This is a genomic window from Sphingopyxis sp. Root1497 (genome assembly GCF_001427085.1).
Classification (GTDB): Bacteria; Pseudomonadota; Alphaproteobacteria; order Sphingomonadales; family Sphingomonadaceae; genus Sphingopyxis.
Genome location: NZ_LMGF01000003.1, coordinates 1167166 through 1184023 on the forward strand (window position 1 = coordinate 1167166; position 16858 = coordinate 1184023).

The window sequence follows — 16858 nt, forward strand, 5'->3', positions numbered from 1 at the left end:
TTCGCGCTGCCACCTCCCCATCGCTGCGCGACAGGGAGGATCGGCAGGGTCCTCGCCAAACCCGAAACAGCCGTTCGCTAAGGCGCGATCGCCAGCCCGTCGCCATTTTTGCCCGCCGCGATCCGGCGCAGCACTTCGCCGCTCGCGACGTCGATTTCCGCGATCATGTCGTGCCCCGTCTCGGCAGCGTAAAGCCGCTTCGAATCGGCGCTGAACAACAGGGTCACCTGTCCCTTTTCCTGCTCGCCAGATACCTTGATCGTCCTGACCGGCGCGCGCGTTTCGGCGTCGAACAGGCTGATCGTTCCCGCGCCGATATTGCTCGTCGCGATCAGCCTGCCGTCGGGGCTGGCGAGCACGCGGATCGCGACCGGATCCACGGGTAATTCGACGATCTTCTCGCCCGTAGCGACATCCCACACCGACACTCGCGGCGCTTCAAGGTCGCCGATCCACAATTCGCGCCCGCCCTTCGTCAGCGCCAGCCCCTCGGGTTTGCCGCCGACGGCCAGGTCGCGCAGCTTTTTCGCGTTCTTCAAATCGAGCACGCTCACCGTGCCCGACGCGATATTGGCAGTGTAAGCCGTGCGATTGTCGGGTGCGACGACGATCATGTGCGTGCCCTGTTGCCCTGTGGCAATCGACGTCACCGCGCCGCCGGGCGCGACCACCGCGACCGACTGGCTCGCCTCCGCCGTCGCGACCAGCCGTCCGTCGGACAGCCACACCAGCCCGTGTGGTCGCTGGTTCGGGCTGAGGTCGATCGTCCGCAACTTCTTGCGCCCCGCGACATCGAACACGTCGATCGTCTTCGCGCCATACGCGACCACCGCCGCCTGCTTGCCGTCGGGAGAGATGGCGATCTCGTGCGGCATCTTGCCGGTCGGCAGGCGCGCCACTTCGGTCCCCGTGTCGAGCGCGACGAGGCTCAGCGTGTCCTCCCCCTTGTTGCCGATCAGCAAGGTTTCGGCCGCGACCGGCGCCGCGGCGAGCAGCAGGGTGGAAAGGACGGTGATGGCGTGGCGCATGGAGCGTCTCCCGGTGACTGTCGCCGCCATCCTAGGCGCCGTGCCGGTGGCGGCAACCGCGCTTCGACGAACGGCCTTGCTCCATATTACGATAAGTTAACTGGCGTCGGCCCCGCCTGCTTCGCACCGTCTGTCGGCGGCCGATCCGCGCCGCCATTGACTGGGGAGCGAAGCTATGAACCTGCCATCCATCGACATCGACGCCATACCGTTGCTCGACACCGCGGTCGGGCTGTTCGGCTCGCTCGCGGCGCCGACCGCGTCTTCGGGGCCATCGGTCTTCGAGGTGTCGGTCACCGTCGTGCTGATCATCTACGACTGACCGGGTTGCGGGCGCGCTTCGATGCCGCGCCCGCATTCGGTGACCGCGCTATGCCCGTCCCGTCCCGTCACGATCATTATCCGCGCGCCGATGCCCTGCGCACCGCCGCGATCCGTGCCACCGCGAACGACCTCGCCGCGGCATGGCGGATCGGTGATACGGCGCCCGCCGGCCTGCTCACGGCGCTCGCCGCCGCGAGCGATGCCGAACCCGACCAGGCCATCGCGCGCCTCCGCCCATGGCTCGCCGACCCGCGCTGGCTCGGGGTACGGCTGGCCGAGGCGCTTGCCCTGCTCGCCGCCGATCCGTTTGCTCGGCCGCCGCTGCGCATCGTCGGCGGGGGCGGCGGACCGGGCGGTCTGATCCTTGCCGAATGCGGCGCGATCCGCCTGTCGCTGCAATTGCTGCCATTCGAGGCGATGGCAACGCCGACGACTGCGCTCTTCGTGCCCGGCCGCGCCGCGATCCGCGTGCTGGCCGCGGGCGGCGCGCGGCTGACGCTCCACCATGTCGCGCTCTCGGCCGCCGAGGAGGTCGGCGCCTTCACCGCCGCCGCTGCGTCGCCCTGTCGCAGCGACCCGCCGTACCCGCTCGTCGCCGGCGACATGCTCGATCTCGACACCGCGCGCACCAGCTTCACCATCGCCGGCGCGACCGGCGACGTCCTGCTCCTCGAACTCGCGGTGCAGCCGCCGTCGCCGCTGCCGATGCGTACATACGAACTGGTCAGCGGCCGCCTAACCCACCTCTCCGCCTCCCGCCGCGACACCAGCTTCCGCGCCATGGCGCTCGCCCTGCTCCGCGCAATGGACCGCCGCGACGCCGCCCCGTTGTTCGTCGAAGCCACGCTCGCCGACGATTTCGCCGCCCGCTGGAGCGCGATGCGTGATTTCGTCGCGCTCGACCCGGAGCCTGCGCGGCCGTGGCTCGCTGACATGGCGACCAGCGACCCGCACCCCGAAGTTCGCCGTGCCGCCGCCGCGACGCTGGCGCTCTTCATGCCAAAGGTTTCCGACCCATGCCCCGCCTGATCGACCCACCCACTGGCGGAGCGCTCGACCTTGAAGAGGTCACCGCCCGGCTCGACGAAACGGGCGTCGATCTCGGCGACGAAGCGAGTCTCGCCCACGCCGCGCACCTCCTCGCCGGCCTCGCGCGCAACCGCGACTTTCTCCCCGACCGGGTGATAGCCGAACTCAAGGCGAGCTTTGCCGGCCAGCTCGAACTCAGCCGCTATTCGGCGCAAGTATTCCTGCTCCACCGCAGCCCGCGCGGCCATTTCCTCCGCGCCAATCTCTGGCCCGCCGCGACCGACGCCGTCTACGCCGCCAGCGGCGCGGCGGCCTTCGCCTATGGCCTGCCGCACGACCATAATTTCAGCTTCCTCACCACCGGCTATTGGGGCCCCGGCTACATCAGCGATTATTATGACTATGACGCCGAGGCGGTCGACGGCCGTATCGGCGAGCCGCTGAACCTCCGTTTCGTCGAGCGCAGCAGCTTAAGCGAAGGCAGGATGATGCTGTACCACGCTCACCGCGACATCCACAGCCAGCTCCCGCCCGAGCGGCTGTCGGTCAGCCTCAACATCATGGAGGAAGGCGAGCATATCCCCTGGCGCGACCAATATATTGTCGACCTCAAGCATGGCACGATCGCCCGACGCCCGACGCTGACCCAGGCCGAAATGCTGCTGCGCTGCGCGGTGCACTTGACCGACGACGGCAAGGACGTGGCGGAGCAGTTCGCGAAGGTGCACCCGGTGCCGCGCGTCCGCGCCAACGCCATCGCCGCGTTGGCGGCGGTTGAAGAAGGCAACGTCCGCGCGGCGGTGCTCGAACGCGGATTGCACGATCGCGACGCACGGGTGCGCGACGATTGCACGCGCTGGTTGGGGTTGTAGCTTCGGCTGCTGACAGCGCGGCTTTCCGCTGCTAACGGCGCGGCATGACAACTTCTCTTTCGCATATCCGTAATTTCTCGATCATCGCGCACATCGACCATGGCAAGTCGACGCTCGCCGACCGGTTGATCCAGTTCACCGGCGGGCTGACCGCGCGCGAGATGTCGGCGCAAGTCCTTGATAACATGGACATCGAGAAGGAGCGCGGGATCACGATCAAGGCGCAGACGGTGCGCCTGTCGTACAAGGCGCACGACGGCGAGACCTATGAGCTCAACCTGATGGACACGCCCGGCCATGTCGACTTCGCCTATGAAGTGTCGCGCAGCCTGGCGGCGTGCGAGGGCGCGTTGCTCGTCGTCGACGCGGCGCAGGGGGTCGAGGCGCAGACGCTGGCGAACGTCTATCAGTCGATCGAGCACGATCATGAAATCATCCCCGTTATCAACAAGATCGATCTGCCCGCGGCCGACGTCGACAAGGTCAAGGCCGAGATCGAGGATATCATCGGGCTGCCCGCCGACGACGCGGTGCTCGCCAGCGCGAAGGCCGGCATCGGCATCGAGGAAGCGCTCGAGGCGATCGTCACGCGCATCCCGCCGCCGAAGGGCGACGCCAATGCGCCGCTCGTCGCGATGCTCGTCGACAGCTGGTACGACCCCTATCTCGGCGTCGTCATCCTGATCCGCGTGATCGATGGCGTGCTGAAAAAAGGCCAGCAGATCAAGTTCATGCAGGCGGGCACCACCCATCTGATCGACCGCGTCGGTTGCTTCACGCCCAAGATCGAGCAACTGACCGAACTCGGCCCCGGCGAGATCGGCTTCATCACCGCGCAGATCAAGGACGTCGCGCAGGCGCGCGTCGGCGACACCGTGACCGACGCCAAGAAGCCCGCGGCACAGGCGCTGCCGGGGTTCAAGGAAGTCCAGCCGGTCGTGTTCTGCGGCATGTTCCCGACCGACGCCAACGACTTCGAGAAATTGCGCGAATCGATCCAGAAGCTCCGCCTCAACGACGCGAGCTTCAGTTTCGAGATGGAGAGCAGCGCGGCGCTCGGCTTCGGCTTCCGCTGCGGTTTCCTCGGCCTGCTCCACCTCGAGATCATCCAGGAGCGGCTGACCCGCGAATATGACCTCGACCTGATCACCACCGCGCCGTCGGTGGTGTACAAGCTCAAGCTGGGCCATACCAAGAATGAGGCGGCGAAGGAGATCGAGCTCCACAACCCCGCCGACATGCCCGACCCGAACCGCATCGACGAGATCGAGGAACCGTGGATCGAGGCGGTGATTTACGTGCCCGACGACTATCTCGGCCCGATCCTGAAGCTGTGCCAGGACCGCCGCGGAGTGCAGAAGAATTTGACCTATGTCGGCGGCCGCGCCCAGATCACCTATGAACTGCCGCTCAACGAGGTGGTGTTCGATTTCTATGACCGGCTGAAGAGCATCAGCCGCGGTTACGCCAGCTTCGACTATCACCAGATCGGCCACCGCCCCGGCGACCTCGTCAAGATGAGCATCCTCGTCAACAACGAGCCGGTCGACGCGCTGAGCATGATCGTCCACCGCGGCACCGCCGAGACGCGCGGCCGCGGCATGTGCGAGCGGCTGAAGGACCTGATCCCGCGCCACATGTTCAAGATCCCGATCCAGGCCGCGATCGGCGGCAAGGTGATCGCCCGCGAAACCATCGCCGCGCTGCGCAAGGACGTGACCGCCAAATGCTATGGCGGCGACGCGACCCGCAAGAAGAAGCTGCTGGAAAAGCAGAAAGAGGGTAAAAAGCGGATGCGGGAATATGGGAATGTGAACATCCCGCAGGAGGCGTTTATTGCGGCGCTGCGGATGGGGGATGATGCTTAACTGCCAGTTTGCGCCCGTTCTAAGCCCTAGTCGGCCGTGCGGCGGCCGCCTGAAAGCCGCCGTTCGCGCATGTCGGAGCAAGGTGAGCGAATGATCGCACGGTGGGAAATCGACGTCGCGAGATTGGCGCTGCCACTTTAGTTCTCACCGACAGCCTGCGCGTGTTCATCCCGAACCGAAGCTCGCACTTGCCTCCGCGGTAAGAAGTCCAACCGCCTAAAACTCTTGAGTAGGTGCCAGTTTAGGTCCGGCTGAAGGATTAAGAAGGCTTTCTAAGACGAGTTTCATTTCGTTCAGTCCGTCTGGTGAAATACGTCGATCCGACTCGAACACATCGCGCGAATTGTCCGCGAGAAGTTCAGCTCGGGCGGCCGCCTCACGCAACACCGCTGCAATCTGCTCTATGTTCACTCCCAAATCTTTATCGACAGCTCGTTGTCGCCACGATTCGATAGCTGCTGCAGTCATGCCGGCAAGCGGAACAACCGGACCAACGTGGCCATTGACCGGCACGAGGAAGTCGCGTTCGACCCTCACTCTTTCTTCGAATCTCGTCCTACGCGTAGATCCGTCCATCACTTACTCTCCAGTTTTTCGCGTATCTCTGCGATCCATGGCGCAAGCCTAGCATAAATATTTCCTACCAGCGATGGACCAAACGGCGCCGGAGGGGCGAACCCGCGTTGCCCGGCCATTCTGCACGACATGGCTAAATCATATTCGTCGTGAGAAAGCGGAACCGGAGGAATACCGGTCAGTCGAAACGGTGAGTACCTCGAAAAGTCAGGTCTATCGCACAGCTTCGATGACGCAGCCATACAGATGTTGCGAAGACAGACGTACACCAGCCCTAGCTCATAGAAAGAGTTCTCCGGCGATGCGTCAAGTTGATCTGGTATGCGCGAAAGGACCTTCTCAAATGACGCCACGTCGGCGACGGCATCTTCATAAGGCGACGGTTTTCCCAACATCGCAATTATAGGCCGTCGTTCGAAAAGAGGTACCGCCTCCTGATACAGGTGCCATCCAAATAGCTCGCCGTTGGCGAACATTTCTCCCAGCCGCCGAGCGCCATACCATGATATTGAAGGCTCCAGTTCCGACAGTTCAGATGGTACGTGAGCGTACACCTGCTGCTCCTCAACCTTGCCATGCCCATCCGCCACGACGGCTAAAAGATCCAAATCGCTGCGAAGATCTCGGTCACCTCGAGCAACTGATCCAAACACATATACGCCGTGCAGTACCCCCATCAGCGGTGCGATATCGACTTATATACAACCGAGATAAATAGCCCGATGTACAGATACCGCATTCCGATCAGGGCGTAGTCGACGATCAAAAACCCTCTGAAATTTTTGTCTGGGTTATAATCCCAAAACAGATCGAAACAGTACCTTAGTATCTCTAGACCGGCGCGGCTCTCCTCCCACCCTACCTTTGGCACCACGGCCCAAAGATTGATGAGACTCAGACCAAGAACGAGGAAAGCGGCGCTTCCGATCATTCGTAGTGGTCGCTCTCCATGCCCCCATAGCAACCCGCCGATATATAAGCCGACGTAAACCAATCCCGCTCTAGCCTTATCCAGAAATCCTGGATACTTTCTACGGTAGTAGTCCCCGGAGCCTTCCCACGCACGTGCCTGATGATCAACCGCCGCAGCGATCTCGGCTAGCACGAAGTCCCGCTGACTCGAAAAATCACCGATCTCAGCTGCGTTGGCCCGCAGGTTTTGAAGAGTATCTCGCCGGAGGTTTGGCTCATGCGGAAGCAGAGCTAACATCTCTTTGGGTTCGATGAGAGAGCGATGAAACGTGGCATATTTGAAGTCGGAAGCCGGAAAAGAAGCTCCACGAAGGTTGCAGTCGTAAAAACGGCAACCGACGAATTTACAGTTGCTGAATACTGCCGACCGAAAATAAGCCCTCTCGAAAATCGAGTAGGAAAAATCACAATCGACGAATCTAGCGTTATGAGCGTTAATATCGTCGAAACGGCGATGACGCAGGTCCAGCTTCTCGTAAGGATCTTTTGAAACGGGTGCCCGCACGATCGGCACCCCCAAAATGTGATTAGTCTCGGCAGGGAGAACCGATACATTTGCCAAGGGCTTGCAGTGCTCATTCGAGCTAGCCAGCCGCCTCAGAAAATCAATGATCATGTGTCGCTGTAACTCGTTCTGCTTGAGGTCGCTAGTAACGAAGAATTCTAAAAGCTTCGTTGAAACCGTCACCTCCCAAGCGACGGTGTTGTCGCAACTGATCTGTGATGCAATGCATCATGTCTGATGATGCCGAATATCTCGCCAACTATCGTATCGACGAGTTCTATGTTCACCCCTCACGCGACGGAGCATTCGCCAGGATAGTGGCAGAAGGCGGAGACGTTCCCGTTGGCGAGATAGGCGTTACCTGAAGGTGCAGGCTCGGTGATGCGTTGGCCCCGGCGGAAGGCGTCGAAGTTTAACCAGCAAATCTCGATATCCTAGAGACAGAGCGGTCTAGCTTGTGGAGGAACGTCCGCTCTGTCTATTTGACACCTAACAGCGGCAAGTCTCCAACCTGCCATTAATCGCCGGTTTCCTCCAACCGCACGATCCGCACCACGCACCGCGCCGGAATCTCGATCACCCCGCTGAGCATCACGCGCTGCTCGGCGCCGACGATCATCGCCGATCCGGCGATGATCTTGACGCAATCATCGTCGTGGACGAGGCGGCCGACCGAGTAGCAGGTCTGGACCGGCCGGGACTCAAGGCCCGCATAGTCGGTCCAGCCGCCCGCGGGTTCGGGCGGCTGGATCCATTCGATGGCGACATTGCGGCCGAAGCGCGCGGGGCGGTCGGGGTGGTGCCCTTCGTGCAGCTCCTGTTCGAGGCTCATGCGCCGTCGCCTTCGGCCGGGGTGCCGCCGCCGACCTCGCCCGCCTGCCACGCGGCCCAGCTTTCGTCGCTGTAGGCGGCGGCATATTCGCGTTCGAGTTGCCGGATGTCGCGCTCGACGCGGCGGCGGGTGGCGTCGCGATCCTTGAGGGTGGTGCCGCCCCGCATATGGTCCGCTTTCGGAATGCCATAGGGGCGGTCGAGGACGGGAGGGCGCGCGGCCTGCCAGGCCTCGGCGCGGTCGCGGACCGTGTGGGCGACGGCGCGCATGTCGCCGCGGGTGATCGTGCCGTCGAGGAGGTTGCTTTCGCCATAGGCGCCCTCGACGATATGGTCGCCATAGTGGCCGAACCAGATCTCGTCGGTCTGGCCCTTGCTGCCGTCGGGGTCTTCGGCGGGCGCGTGCCATTCGACGTGCGACAGGTCGCCGCCTTCCTCCGCCTCCCAGTCGATATTGCCCGCGCCGGCGGCGAGCGGGACGATCATGTCGGGGTGGTGCATGTGCCACTCATGCTTTTGCGGGTGGAGGAAGGCGTCGGCCTTTTGCACCGCGTCCCAATCGGTGCCGGGGCCGGTGAGCATGTCCCACGCGGCGCGCTTGACCGGGTCGTGCGAAATCTTGCGCTGATAGGCGGTGCGGATGATGCGCAGGCGATCGTCGAGGTCGGTCTCCTGCCGGTTCTGGTTGCCGTTGTTTTCCTGGATGCGCGCCTGACGCTCGGCCTCCCACTCGGCGCGCCACTTGTCGCGCAGGCGGCGGATGCTGTGCGGAACCGCGGTGTCGGGGCCGTCGACGGGGTTGATGCCGGCGCCGAACCCCTCGGGAAAACGGCTCGCGGCGATATGCTGCATCGCGCGGATGTTGGGGCGGCGGCGTTCGAGGATGACGCGGCCCTCCTTCGACAGCGTTTCGGGGACGCCATAGATCGCATATTCCATGAGCAGGTCGGCGACGCGGCGCGCGCCCGTCTCGACCGCGCGGTCCCACGCCGCGGCGAAGCTGTCGGCGCCGGCGCGCTTGCGCAGCTGGTAGAGCGCCGAGCTGCTGTGGCCGATCGCCTGCGCCGCCATGCTGACCGCGCCGGTCGCGGCGAGCCGGGCGATGAAGATGCGCTGTTTCTGGGCGTTGATGCCGGTCCAGGGCTTGCCGTGCTGCGCGACGGGGGTGAAGGCGAGCTCTTCGGGCAGGTCTTCGTCGTCGAACATGGCGGCGGGATCGGCGGGGAGCGGCGGGAGGATTTCCTGTGTCATCGGTGAGACTCGCTTTCGGTTCGTGTGATTCGCATAACGAACCATATAGGAATAAAATAGGAAAGCGTTTTTTCCATCGGGGTGCGGGCGCGCGCGGGGTGGCGATTGCCAGAGGGGGCGGCGCGGCCTAGGTTGGCGGACAGGCGCGGCAGCGGAGGCGGCGATGGCACAGGGACAGCGGCAGGCACTGACCGACATCGTCGTGCACAGCCGGCTGAACGACGGCACCGCGGTGTGCCTGCGCACGATCACCCCCGACGACGCGCCGTTGCTGCGCGCCGGGATCGCGACGCTGTCGGCGGAGTCGCGCTATCTGCGGTTTTTCTCGCCGGCGGCGGTGTTGCCCGAGCCGGTGATCGAGCGGCTGGTCGATGTCGACGGGCACGACCATATCGGCTGGGGCGCGATCTGTACCGAATGCGCGGGCGAGCCGGCGATCGGCGCGGTGCATGCGGTGCGCGACCGCCACGACGGGCCGGTGGGCGAATATTCGGTCGCGGTGGCCGACGCGTTCCAGGGGCAGGGGCTGGGGCGGATGCTGACCGCGGCGCTGCTGATCGACTGCCGTGCCGAAGGGCTGGAGGCACTCGACCTGCATGTCCTGTCGGAGAATGGCGCGGCGCGGCATCTGGTCAAATCGCTGGGCGCGACGTGGAAGGGCGAGAGCGCCGGGGTCGCCGACTATCGGCTCGACGTCGCGGCGGCGCTGGCGGCGCTGCGCTCCGACGGCGCGGCGCAGGGGGTGCAGGATGTGTTCGCGCAGCTCGCGGGTTAAGGGGGTGACGATGCGGATGACCGCGATGGCGATGCTGACGGCGGCGCTGGTCGGCTGCTCGGCGCCCGCGGCGACGGAAGAGGGCGCGGCGATGCAGAAACCGATCATGGGGTGGGGCGATTTGCTGAACCGGCCGCAGCCGAAGCCCGACGCGAGCTTGTCCTATGGCAAGGACGCGTTGCAGGTCGTCGATGTCTGGGTGCCGACGGGGGAGGGGCCGTTTCCGGCGGTGATCATGCTCCATGGCGGGTGCTGGCAGACCGCGGTCGCGGAGCGCGACATCATGAACTGGATCGCCGACGACCTGCGGTCGCATGGCATCGGGGTATGGAATATCGAATATCGCGGGGTCGATCGCGGCGGCGGCTATCCGGGGACCTATGACGACGTCGGCGCGGCGGCGGATCTGTTCGCGCGCGCGGGGGCGAAATATCGGCTGAAGACCGACGCGCCGCGGATCGCGATCGGGCATAGCGCGGGCGGGCATCTCGCGCTGTGGCTGGCGCGGCGGCCGGGGCTGGCGGCGGACGATGCGCTGCGCGGGGCCGACCCGATCCGGATCGACGTCGCGATCAGCCAGGGTGGACTGCCCGACCTGCGCGCGGGCGCGGCGAGCCGCGGCCATGGGTGCGGGGCCGAGGCGCCGGCCGCGATGGCACGCGGCGAATATACGCGGACCTCGCCGCCCGAAATGCCGGTGGGGGCGGCGGTCGAGATGCAGTTCAACAACGACCGCGACCCGATCACCCCGCCCGCGACCGGGGCGGCCTATATCGCGGCGATGGCGAAGCGCGGGCGGACGGTGACGATGGCGGTGACCCCGGGCGAAGGGCATGTCGAACTGATCGCGCCCGACAGCGTCAGCTGGGGCAAGCAGCGCGCGGCGATCCTGCAGGCGCTGGGGATGGCGGCGCCATGACGACGCTGGACGAGGCGCGGGCGATGGACGCGGGCGATGCGCTGGCGCCGCTGCGCGCGCGCTTCGCGGCGCCCGAAGGGCTGATCTATCTCGACGGCAATTCGCTGGGCATGCTGCCGGCGGACAGCGTCGCGGCGAGCGCCGACATGGTGACGCGGCAATGGGGCGAGCGGCTGATCCGCAGCTGGAACGAGGGGTGGATCGACGCGCCGGCGCGGATCGGCGGGCTGATCGCGCCGCTGATCGGCGCCGCGACCGACGAGGTGATCGCGTGCGATTCGACAAGCGTGAACCTGTTCAAGCTGATCGTCGCGGGCCTGCGCGAAGCGGGGCGCCGCGATCCGAAACGGCGGGTGGTGGTGAGCGAGGCGGGCAATTTCCCGACCGACCTGCATATCGCGGCGGGCGCGGTCGGCTGCGTCGCGGGCGCCGAATTGCGCGTCGTGCCGCGCGACGGGCTGGCCGAGGCGCTGGGCGACGACACCGCGCTGCTGCTGCTCACCCACGTCCATTACAAGAGCGGCGCGCGCTTCGACATGGCGGCGTGGACCGCGCGGGCGCAGGCGGCGGGGGCGCTGATGTTGTGGGATCTCAGCCACAGCGCCGGGGCGGTGGCGGTCGACCTGAACGGCGCGGGTGCCGATCTGGCGGTCGGTTGCGGCTATAAATATCTGAACGGCGGGCCGGGGGCGCCGGCGTTCCTGTTCGTCACGGCGCGCTGGCAGGCGGAACTGGCCAATCCGCTGTCGGGATGGATGGGGCATGCCGCGCCCTTTGGTTTCGCCGACGGCTATGTGCCCGCCGACGGGATCGAGCGCTGGCTGACCGGAACGCCGCCGATGCTGGCGATGGGCGCGCTCGAGGCCGGGCTGCGGCTGTGGCAGGGCGCCGATCTGACGGCGGTCGAGGCGAAGTCGGCGGCGCTGTTCGATATTCTGCTCGCGGCGGGGACGCGGGCGGGGCTCGAATGCGTCACGCCGCGCGACCCCGCAGCGCGCGGCAGCCATATCAGTTTCCGCCATCCCGAGGCCCATGCCATCGTCCAGGCGCTGATCGCGCGCGATATAGTCGGCGATTTCCGTGCGCCCGACGTCGCGCGATTCGGGCTGACGCCGCTGACGCTGAGCCATGAGGCGGTGTGGCGCGCCGGCGAGGCGCTGGTCGATGTCATCGCGACGGGCGCGTGGGACCGGGCGGAATATCGGGCGCGGGCGGCGGTGACGTGATGGAGGCTAGTCCCTCCCGCCGCCGCGGGTCGCAAGACGGCGGCGGGAGGGTGTAGCGGTGGCCGGTCGGGCAGTGCCCCCGTCCACATCACCCGATTAGCCGGCGCGGAGGCACGGCGCGGTGACGCGCGTCACAGGTCCGGACATTGTCCGAAAAAATCGCGCGCACGACAAAGGGCGCCGGAATCGATCCGGCGCCCTTCACCCTGCCCTTTAGGGGAGGCAGCCCTGTTATTTCTTTTCGGGCGTCGCGCCGGGCACTTCCGACGGGGCGATTTCGCCGTTGTCGTCCATAGCGTTCGCCTTTTCTTCGCCCGCTGCTTCGACCGCGTCGGCCTTGGCTTCGGTCGCTTCCTTCGCGGCGCCTTCGGGCATCGCGTCGGCCTGGGCGTCGATCGCGTCGGCCTTGGCTTCGGCCTGGTCTTCGACCTTGTCGGCGGCCGGGCTCTGGCAGGCGCCGAGCGCGAGGGCCGAGGTGGCGGCGAGGGTAATGAGGATCTTACGCATAGTCGGTGACTCCCGTGGTTGACTTGGGGGGTTAACGCCGGATGAATGATTGGGTTGCAAAGAAAATGTCAAATAGCGGGAATTGCGTGGATTTCCGTCGCAACTTGAGGAAGGACCCCGCCAGCATGGGACGGACCAGGCGTGGGATTGGCGATACGGATCGTCCCTGCGCCGGCCAAAAGGCGCGATGGTGCGATCTCACCTTCGGGTGGACGGAGCGCCGCGCGCGCAACCCAGCGACGAGGCCTGCGTAGTGTCGGCAACCCCGTCTTCTGAACCCGCTCGTCTCACGGCGATTCAGGAGACGGGGCCACCGTGCGGCGTCGGCGGCGTCTGTCGTTTCCCCGATACCGCGCGTTGTGGGGGCTTTATCCACACCGGTCGCGCGACGTCCCGGATCACATGCGTCGATCTGCCCGCTCGTTCACTCCTTTGCCTCCGCGCGGGTCGCGCGGACCAGATTGTCGCGGAGCCTGATCACCGATTGCTGCACGGCGCGGAAATCGTCGCCGAGGCCCGTGGCGTCGAACAGCGCGGCGGAGCCGGGGTCCTGGTCGACCAGCGTGCGGCCGGCGGGCGTCAGGCTCAGCCGGACCTGGCGTTCGTCGGCGGGGTCGCGGCGGCGGCGGATATAGCCCGCCGACTCGAGCTTTTTGAGCAGCGGCGTCAGCGTGTTCGATTCGAGAAATAATTTCTCGCCGAGCGCGCCGACGGTCTGCTCGTCGCCGTCGCCGAGTGCGACCAGCGCGATATATTGGGTGTAGGTCAGCCCCAGTTCGTCGAGGATCGGCTTATAGGCGCGGCCAAAGGCGAGGTTCGCCGAATAGACGGCGAAGCACAGGAAGTCGGCGAGTCCCGGCGCTTTGGCGGGGAATTTTTCGGGGGCGGTCATGGCGGTCTCCACGGCGGATTCGGATGCCGTATATAGATCGTATACGATTAAATCGGAAGAGGGTTGACATCGGATATCGGGATATGTATTTAAATCGTATCCGATCTAATCGGGCACGATTTAAATACATATCCCCCTCTTCGAAAGGAAACGACCATGACCGATAAAATCCTGTTCAGCGGCTCCACCCACACTGTAGGCGGCGCCGAAGGCTATGCGCGCAGCACCGATGGCGCGTTCGAAATCGAGCTGCCCGAACCGCATCCGGCCGCCGAGCGGCTGTTCGCCGCCGCCTGGTCGGCGTGCTTCCTCGGCGCGGTCGGGCTCGTCGCCGGCCAGCGCAAGATCGCGCTGCCCGAAACCCCCTCGATCGATGCGACGATCGACCTGCTCCACCGTGGTGGCGGTTTTGAACTGCGTGCGCGGCTGGACGTCGCCGTTCCCGGGATCGACCGCGACGTGGCGCGCGAACTGATCGAAGCCGCGCACAAGGTCTGCCCCTATTCGAAGGCGATCGCGGGCAATATCGAGGTCGAGCTCAACCTCGCCTGAGATCATTCGCCCGTCATCGACGGACAAAAAAAGGGCGCCCCGCGGGCGCCCTTTTCCTTTTTTTTTGCTCGCGCGATCAGAAGCGCTGCTGGCGCTCGTAGAGGTCGCGATAGTGCTGGATGCGCGTGACGCGCAGGCCGGGCATGCCGCTGCGATCGATCGAGCGCTGCCAGCTCGCGAATTCCTCGAGCGTCAGCGAATAGCGTTCGCACACCTCGTCGACGGTCAGCAGGCCGCCGTTAACGGCCGCGACGACCTCGGCCTTGCGACGCACGACCCAGCGAGTCGTGTTCGGCGGCGGCAGCGAATCGATCGTCAGGGGCTCCCCGAGGGGGCCAATGACTTGAGCCGGACGGATTTTCTGATTTTCGATCATTGTCATTCCATTTTTTCGCCGTCGGACAGGGGGGCATCCGACGCGAGCATGTCTACTGTGGAGGAGTTCAACATCGGCTGAAATCCTCTGGTAAACAGGCTGTTCACAGTTTCCGGCAGAACGGTCACTTCTTCCGACAGGTCGAAAAAGCGTGCCGGCCGCGGCCCGAACGCCCATGATCCCGCCATCGTTCCACACAGCATCGCGCGCCGCGCCGACGAGAGGTCGGCGCGACCGTCGCGTGCTGTCCGCTCATGCAGCAGACCGGCGGTCGGCAGCATCGCCTGACGCGCGGCGGAGACGGCCAGGATGATATCGAAGCCGGGCTTCGACAGGCTGGCCGCACCGGCAAGGCGCGGAAGGTCGGACGGGGCGAGGTTCATGAGGCCGGTCTACCCCCGACCGCCTAAGGTCCCGTAAATGCCCGTTTCATCCCTCGTTAGCGAAGCTTAACCCGCGTCAATATCTTGACAGGTGGCGCGGAAAAGCTGGTATTTTCGGCGCATCGTCCCTAGATGGCGGCGATCATGGCCACGCTGATTTCTTCCCCCGCCGGGCTCGCCCGGGCCGACTTCCAGCTCGCCGAGCCGCTGAAGAATCGGCGAATCGTCGTCGCGATGTCGGGCGGAGTCGATTCGAGCGTCGTCGCGGCGCTCGCGGCGCGATCGGGCGCCGAGGTGATCGGGGTGACGCTGCAGCTTTACGACCATGGCGCCAAGGCGAAGCGCGTCGGCGCCTGCTGCGCCGGGCAGGATATTCGCGACGCGCGCGCGGTCGCCGACCGGCTGGGTTTCGCGCATCATGTCTATGACCATGAAAGCCGCTTTCGCGACACGGTGATCGACCAGTTCGCCGATGAATATCTGGCGGGGCGGACGCCGATCCCGTGCGTGCGGTGCAACATGGGGGTGAAGTTCACCGACCTGTTCGCGCTGGCGAAGGAGTTGGGCGCCGACTGCCTCGCGACAGGCCATTATGTGCGGCGGGTGATGGGCCCCGCCGGCGCCGAGCTGCACCGCGCGGTCGATCCGGCGCGCGACCAGAGCTATTTCCTGTTCGCGACGACGCAGGACCAGCTCGACTTCCTGCGCTTTCCGCTCGGCGGACTCGAGAAGAGCGTCGTGCGCGAGATCGCGCGCGAGCTGGGCCTCGGCGTCGCGGGCAAGCCCGACAGCCAGGACATCTGCTTCGTCCCCGACGGCGACTATGCGACGCTGGTCCGCAAGCTGCGGCCCGAGGCCGACGACCAGGGCGAGATCGTCCATGTCGATGGTACGGTGCTCGGCGCACACAAGGGCCTTATTCATTATACGGTCGGGCAGCGGCGCGGGATCGAGATCGGCGGGCAGGCCGAGCCGCTGTACGTCGTACGCCTCGATGCGCCGGCGAAGCGGGTGATCGTCGGACCGCGACGCGCGCTGGCGGTGGCGGGCGCGCGGCTCGGCGAGGCGAACTGGCTCGGCTCCGTCGACGGGCGCGACGTGCTGGCCAAGGTCCGCAGCATGGCGCGGCCGGTGGCGGCGCGGGTCGAAAGCGAGCGGCTGATCTTCGCCGAACCCGAATATGGCGTCGCGCCGGGGCAGGCGGCGGTGCTTTACGATGCCGGAGACGCGTCGCGGGTGCTGGGCGGCGGCTGGATCGAAGAGACATTTGCCGCGGAATAGATTGCACATTCGCTCCTGATGCCGCAGCCTGCGGGCCGGACAGGGGAGAAGAAAATGGTCAACTGGGTCTTGCGCGGCGCCGTCCTGTTGTGGGCGGTGTTTTTCTTCATGATCGGCGCGCGCGGGGTGATCGATCCGGCGAGCTATTCGGAAACCTTCGGCTTCACGATCAGCGGCGTCGCGATCAACACATTGCGCGCCGACCTGTCGTCCTTCTTCCTCGTGTCGGCAGGATCGGCGGCGCTTGGTGTGCTGATGCCGGGGTGGGTGCGGGCGTTGCTGGTGCCGGCGGCGCTATATGGTACCGCGCTCACTGGCAGGCTGATCGGAGTCGCTTTGGGCGATCCGACCAATTTCGGAATCGTGCAGGGGATGATCATCGAGGCGCTGTCGGTGCTGTTGATGGTCGGCAGCTGGTGGGTGCTGTCGCGCCCGGCGCCGGCGCCGGCCGATCCCCTCGGCTGAACCGGATTAACCATTTTTCATCGCCCTTCTGCGATGGTCCTCTTCTTGCCGTGGGCGGTAAAGGAGGGACCAGATGGAAACCCAACAGAACAAGCGTGGCGGCCCGGGGCGCCGTGCCGAGGATCGGCGCCAGGCGCACGACCCCGATTATCGCGGACCCGAACGTCGTTCGGGCGTCGATCGCCGGTCGGGAACCGATCGCCGCATCGTCCTTTAGACGGTTCCG

The 16858-nt window shown here is 65.6% G+C and carries 21 protein-coding genes; 11 read left to right on the forward strand and 10 right to left on the reverse strand.

Annotation, left to right across the window (positions count from 1 at the left end; genetic code table 11):
• Nucleotides 1–77: 77 nt before the first annotated feature.
• Complete coding sequence (locus tag ASD67_RS09000) at nucleotides 78–1028, reverse strand: YVTN family beta-propeller repeat protein (protein WP_056346110.1); 951 nt, start codon at nucleotides 1026–1028, stop codon at nucleotides 78–80.
• 175 nt (nucleotides 1029–1203) lie between these two features.
• Here ASD67_RS09000 and ASD67_RS22995 point away from each other — a divergent pair, with 175 nt between their 5' ends.
• The 4 genes from ASD67_RS22995 to lepA are packed head-to-tail and all read left to right on the forward strand — an operon-like array spanning nucleotide 1204 to nucleotide 5121.
• A complete protein-coding gene (locus ASD67_RS22995) occupies nucleotides 1204–1350 on the forward strand; it encodes a hypothetical protein (RefSeq protein WP_156377623.1) in 147 nt (48 codons plus the stop codon).
• Nucleotides 1351–1400: 50 nt separating this feature from the next.
• Entirely contained in the window at nucleotides 1401–2381 is a 981-nt protein-coding gene (locus ASD67_RS09005) for a HEAT repeat domain-containing protein (RefSeq protein ID WP_156377624.1), read from the forward strand.
• Nucleotides 2369–3253 (forward strand): transposase, encoded by an 885-nt coding sequence (locus ASD67_RS09010; protein ID WP_200937996.1) that lies wholly within the window; start codon nucleotides 2369–2371, stop codon nucleotides 3251–3253. Before ASD67_RS09005 ends, ASD67_RS09010 begins: the two co-directional genes overlap by 13 nt.
• Before the next feature lie 44 nt (nucleotides 3254–3297).
• On the forward strand, nucleotides 3298–5121 hold the full coding sequence (gene lepA, locus ASD67_RS09015) for a translation elongation factor 4 (protein WP_056346115.1): 1824 nt from the start codon (nucleotides 3298–3300) through the stop codon (nucleotides 5119–5121).
• Between the two features lie 216 nt (nucleotides 5122–5337).
• Here the strand turns inward: lepA and ASD67_RS23000 are convergent, their stop codons facing one another.
• The 5 genes from ASD67_RS23000 to ASD67_RS09030 all read right to left on the reverse strand — a co-directional run bounded on the left by ASD67_RS23000 (nucleotide 5338) and on the right by ASD67_RS09030 (nucleotide 9256).
• Nucleotides 5338–5658: a hypothetical protein gene (locus ASD67_RS23000; RefSeq protein WP_156377625.1), complete on the reverse strand. Its 321-nt coding sequence runs from the start codon at nucleotides 5656–5658 to the stop codon at nucleotides 5338–5340.
• 38 nt (nucleotides 5659–5696) lie between these two features.
• A complete protein-coding gene (locus ASD67_RS23005; RefSeq protein ID WP_156377626.1) occupies nucleotides 5697–6374 on the reverse strand; it encodes a nucleotidyltransferase domain-containing protein in 678 nt (225 codons plus the stop codon).
• On the reverse strand, nucleotides 6374–7285 hold the full coding sequence (locus tag ASD67_RS22600) for a pentapeptide repeat-containing protein (protein WP_082544927.1): 912 nt from the start codon (nucleotides 7283–7285) through the stop codon (nucleotides 6374–6376). Before ASD67_RS22600 ends, ASD67_RS23005 begins: the two co-directional genes overlap by 1 nt.
• A 406-nt stretch (nucleotides 7286–7691) precedes the next feature.
• The gene (locus ASD67_RS09025; RefSeq protein ID WP_056346118.1) at nucleotides 7692–8006 is read right to left on the reverse strand and encodes a hypothetical protein; all 315 of its coding nucleotides are present in this window, start codon (nucleotides 8004–8006) and stop codon (nucleotides 7692–7694) included.
• Nucleotides 8003–9256 (reverse strand): hypothetical protein, encoded by a 1254-nt coding sequence (locus tag ASD67_RS09030; protein ID WP_056346120.1) that lies wholly within the window; start codon nucleotides 9254–9256, stop codon nucleotides 8003–8005. The genes ASD67_RS09025 and ASD67_RS09030 overlap by 4 nt, the downstream gene beginning before the upstream one ends.
• 163 nt (nucleotides 9257–9419) lie before the next feature.
• Here ASD67_RS09030 and ASD67_RS09035 point away from each other — a divergent pair, with 163 nt between their 5' ends.
• From ASD67_RS09035 to ASD67_RS09045, 3 genes are read left to right on the forward strand one after another with little or no spacing between them, the layout of a single operon-like run.
• Nucleotides 9420–10031, forward strand: coding sequence for a GNAT family N-acetyltransferase (locus ASD67_RS09035; RefSeq protein ID WP_056346121.1), 612 nt, complete (start codon nucleotides 9420–9422; stop codon nucleotides 10029–10031).
• A gap of 10 nt (nucleotides 10032–10041) precedes the next feature.
• Nucleotides 10042–10950 carry an alpha/beta hydrolase family protein gene (locus ASD67_RS09040; RefSeq protein ID WP_235535615.1) on the forward strand — a complete coding sequence of 303 codons (909 nt, stop codon included), beginning with the start codon at nucleotides 10042–10044 and terminating at the stop codon, nucleotides 10948–10950.
• Nucleotides 10947–12176 (forward strand): kynureninase, encoded by a 1230-nt coding sequence (locus ASD67_RS09045; protein WP_056346122.1) that lies wholly within the window; start codon nucleotides 10947–10949, stop codon nucleotides 12174–12176. Before ASD67_RS09040 ends, ASD67_RS09045 begins: the two co-directional genes overlap by 4 nt.
• A gap of 231 nt (nucleotides 12177–12407) precedes the next feature.
• Here ASD67_RS09045 and ASD67_RS09050 read toward each other — a convergent pair whose 3' ends face one another.
• Both ASD67_RS09050 and ASD67_RS09055 read right to left on the reverse strand, forming a co-directional pair.
• Nucleotides 12408–12683, reverse strand: a complete 276-nt coding sequence (locus ASD67_RS09050) for a hypothetical protein (protein WP_056346123.1) — start codon at nucleotides 12681–12683, stop codon at nucleotides 12408–12410.
• Between the two features lie 424 nt (nucleotides 12684–13107).
• Nucleotides 13108–13575, reverse strand: a complete 468-nt coding sequence (locus ASD67_RS09055) for a MarR family winged helix-turn-helix transcriptional regulator (protein ID WP_056346124.1) — start codon at nucleotides 13573–13575, stop codon at nucleotides 13108–13110.
• A gap of 156 nt (nucleotides 13576–13731) precedes the next feature.
• Here ASD67_RS09055 and ASD67_RS09060 point away from each other — a divergent pair, with 156 nt between their 5' ends.
• A complete protein-coding gene (locus tag ASD67_RS09060; RefSeq protein WP_056346125.1) occupies nucleotides 13732–14127 on the forward strand; it encodes an Ohr family peroxiredoxin in 396 nt (131 codons plus the stop codon).
• 76 nt (nucleotides 14128–14203) lie between these two features.
• On the opposite strand, the gene sciP is transcribed toward ASD67_RS09060, so the two are convergent.
• Together sciP and ASD67_RS09070 are read right to left on the reverse strand one after the other, a co-directional pair.
• A complete protein-coding gene (gene sciP, locus ASD67_RS09065) occupies nucleotides 14204–14503 on the reverse strand; it encodes a CtrA inhibitor SciP (RefSeq protein WP_056346126.1) in 300 nt (99 codons plus the stop codon).
• A gap of 2 nt (nucleotides 14504–14505) precedes the next feature.
• The gene (locus ASD67_RS09070; RefSeq protein ID WP_056346127.1) at nucleotides 14506–14886 is read right to left on the reverse strand and encodes a hypothetical protein; all 381 of its coding nucleotides are present in this window, start codon (nucleotides 14884–14886) and stop codon (nucleotides 14506–14508) included.
• A gap of 144 nt (nucleotides 14887–15030) precedes the next feature.
• Between ASD67_RS09070 and mnmA the strand changes: the two genes are divergently transcribed.
• The 3 genes from mnmA (at nucleotide 15031) to ASD67_RS23435 (ending at nucleotide 16849) form a co-directional block, all read left to right on the forward strand.
• Nucleotides 15031–16167, forward strand: a complete 1137-nt coding sequence (gene mnmA, locus ASD67_RS09075; RefSeq protein WP_056347220.1) for a tRNA 2-thiouridine(34) synthase MnmA — start codon at nucleotides 15031–15033, stop codon at nucleotides 16165–16167.
• A gap of 54 nt (nucleotides 16168–16221) precedes the next feature.
• On the forward strand, nucleotides 16222–16632 hold the full coding sequence (locus ASD67_RS09080) for a hypothetical protein (protein WP_056346128.1): 411 nt from the start codon (nucleotides 16222–16224) through the stop codon (nucleotides 16630–16632).
• A gap of 73 nt (nucleotides 16633–16705) precedes the next feature.
• A complete protein-coding gene (locus tag ASD67_RS23435) occupies nucleotides 16706–16849 on the forward strand; it encodes a hypothetical protein (RefSeq protein ID WP_200937997.1) in 144 nt (47 codons plus the stop codon).
• Nucleotides 16850–16858 lie beyond the last annotated feature (9 nt).

What these genes read in the sequence shown, in the direction of transcription:
- ASD67_RS09000 (WP_056346110.1), bottom strand. Translation starts at nt 1,028, where the DNA reads ATGCGCCACGCCATCACCGTCCTTTCCACCCTGCTGCTCGCCGCGGCG.
- ASD67_RS22995 (WP_156377623.1), top strand. Translation starts at nt 1,204, where the DNA reads ATGAACCTGCCATCCATCGACATCGACGCCATACCGTTGCTCGACACC.
- ASD67_RS09005 (WP_156377624.1), top strand. Translation starts at nt 1,401, where the DNA reads ATGCCCGTCCCGTCCCGTCACGATCATTATCCGCGCGCCGATGCCCTG.
- ASD67_RS09010 (WP_200937996.1), top strand. Translation starts at nt 2,369, where the DNA reads ATGCCCCGCCTGATCGACCCACCCACTGGCGGAGCGCTCGACCTTGAA.
- lepA (WP_056346115.1), top strand. Translation starts at nt 3,298, where the DNA reads ATGACAACTTCTCTTTCGCATATCCGTAATTTCTCGATCATCGCGCAC.
- ASD67_RS23005 (WP_156377626.1), bottom strand. Translation starts at nt 6,374, where the DNA reads ATGGGGGTACTGCACGGCGTATATGTGTTTGGATCAGTTGCTCGAGGT.
- ASD67_RS22600 (WP_082544927.1), bottom strand. Translation starts at nt 7,285, where the DNA reads ATGATCATTGATTTTCTGAGGCGGCTGGCTAGCTCGAATGAGCACTGC.
- ASD67_RS09025 (WP_056346118.1), bottom strand. Translation starts at nt 8,006, where the DNA reads ATGAGCCTCGAACAGGAGCTGCACGAAGGGCACCACCCCGACCGCCCC.
- ASD67_RS09030 (WP_056346120.1), bottom strand. Translation starts at nt 9,256, where the DNA reads ATGACACAGGAAATCCTCCCGCCGCTCCCCGCCGATCCCGCCGCCATG.
- ASD67_RS09035 (WP_056346121.1), top strand. Translation starts at nt 9,420, where the DNA reads ATGGCACAGGGACAGCGGCAGGCACTGACCGACATCGTCGTGCACAGC.
- ASD67_RS09040 (WP_235535615.1), top strand. Translation starts at nt 10,042, where the DNA reads ATGCGGATGACCGCGATGGCGATGCTGACGGCGGCGCTGGTCGGCTGC.
- ASD67_RS09045 (WP_056346122.1), top strand. Translation starts at nt 10,947, where the DNA reads ATGACGACGCTGGACGAGGCGCGGGCGATGGACGCGGGCGATGCGCTG.
- ASD67_RS09050 (WP_056346123.1), bottom strand. Translation starts at nt 12,683, where the DNA reads ATGCGTAAGATCCTCATTACCCTCGCCGCCACCTCGGCCCTCGCGCTC.
- ASD67_RS09055 (WP_056346124.1), bottom strand. Translation starts at nt 13,575, where the DNA reads ATGACCGCCCCCGAAAAATTCCCCGCCAAAGCGCCGGGACTCGCCGAC.
- ASD67_RS09060 (WP_056346125.1), top strand. Translation starts at nt 13,732, where the DNA reads ATGACCGATAAAATCCTGTTCAGCGGCTCCACCCACACTGTAGGCGGC.
- sciP (WP_056346126.1), bottom strand. Translation starts at nt 14,503, where the DNA reads ATGATCGAAAATCAGAAAATCCGTCCGGCTCAAGTCATTGGCCCCCTC.
- ASD67_RS09070 (WP_056346127.1), bottom strand. Translation starts at nt 14,886, where the DNA reads ATGAACCTCGCCCCGTCCGACCTTCCGCGCCTTGCCGGTGCGGCCAGC.
- mnmA (WP_056347220.1), top strand. Translation starts at nt 15,031, where the DNA reads ATGGCCACGCTGATTTCTTCCCCCGCCGGGCTCGCCCGGGCCGACTTC.
- ASD67_RS09080 (WP_056346128.1), top strand. Translation starts at nt 16,222, where the DNA reads ATGGTCAACTGGGTCTTGCGCGGCGCCGTCCTGTTGTGGGCGGTGTTT.
- ASD67_RS23435 (WP_200937997.1), top strand. Translation starts at nt 16,706, where the DNA reads ATGGAAACCCAACAGAACAAGCGTGGCGGCCCGGGGCGCCGTGCCGAG.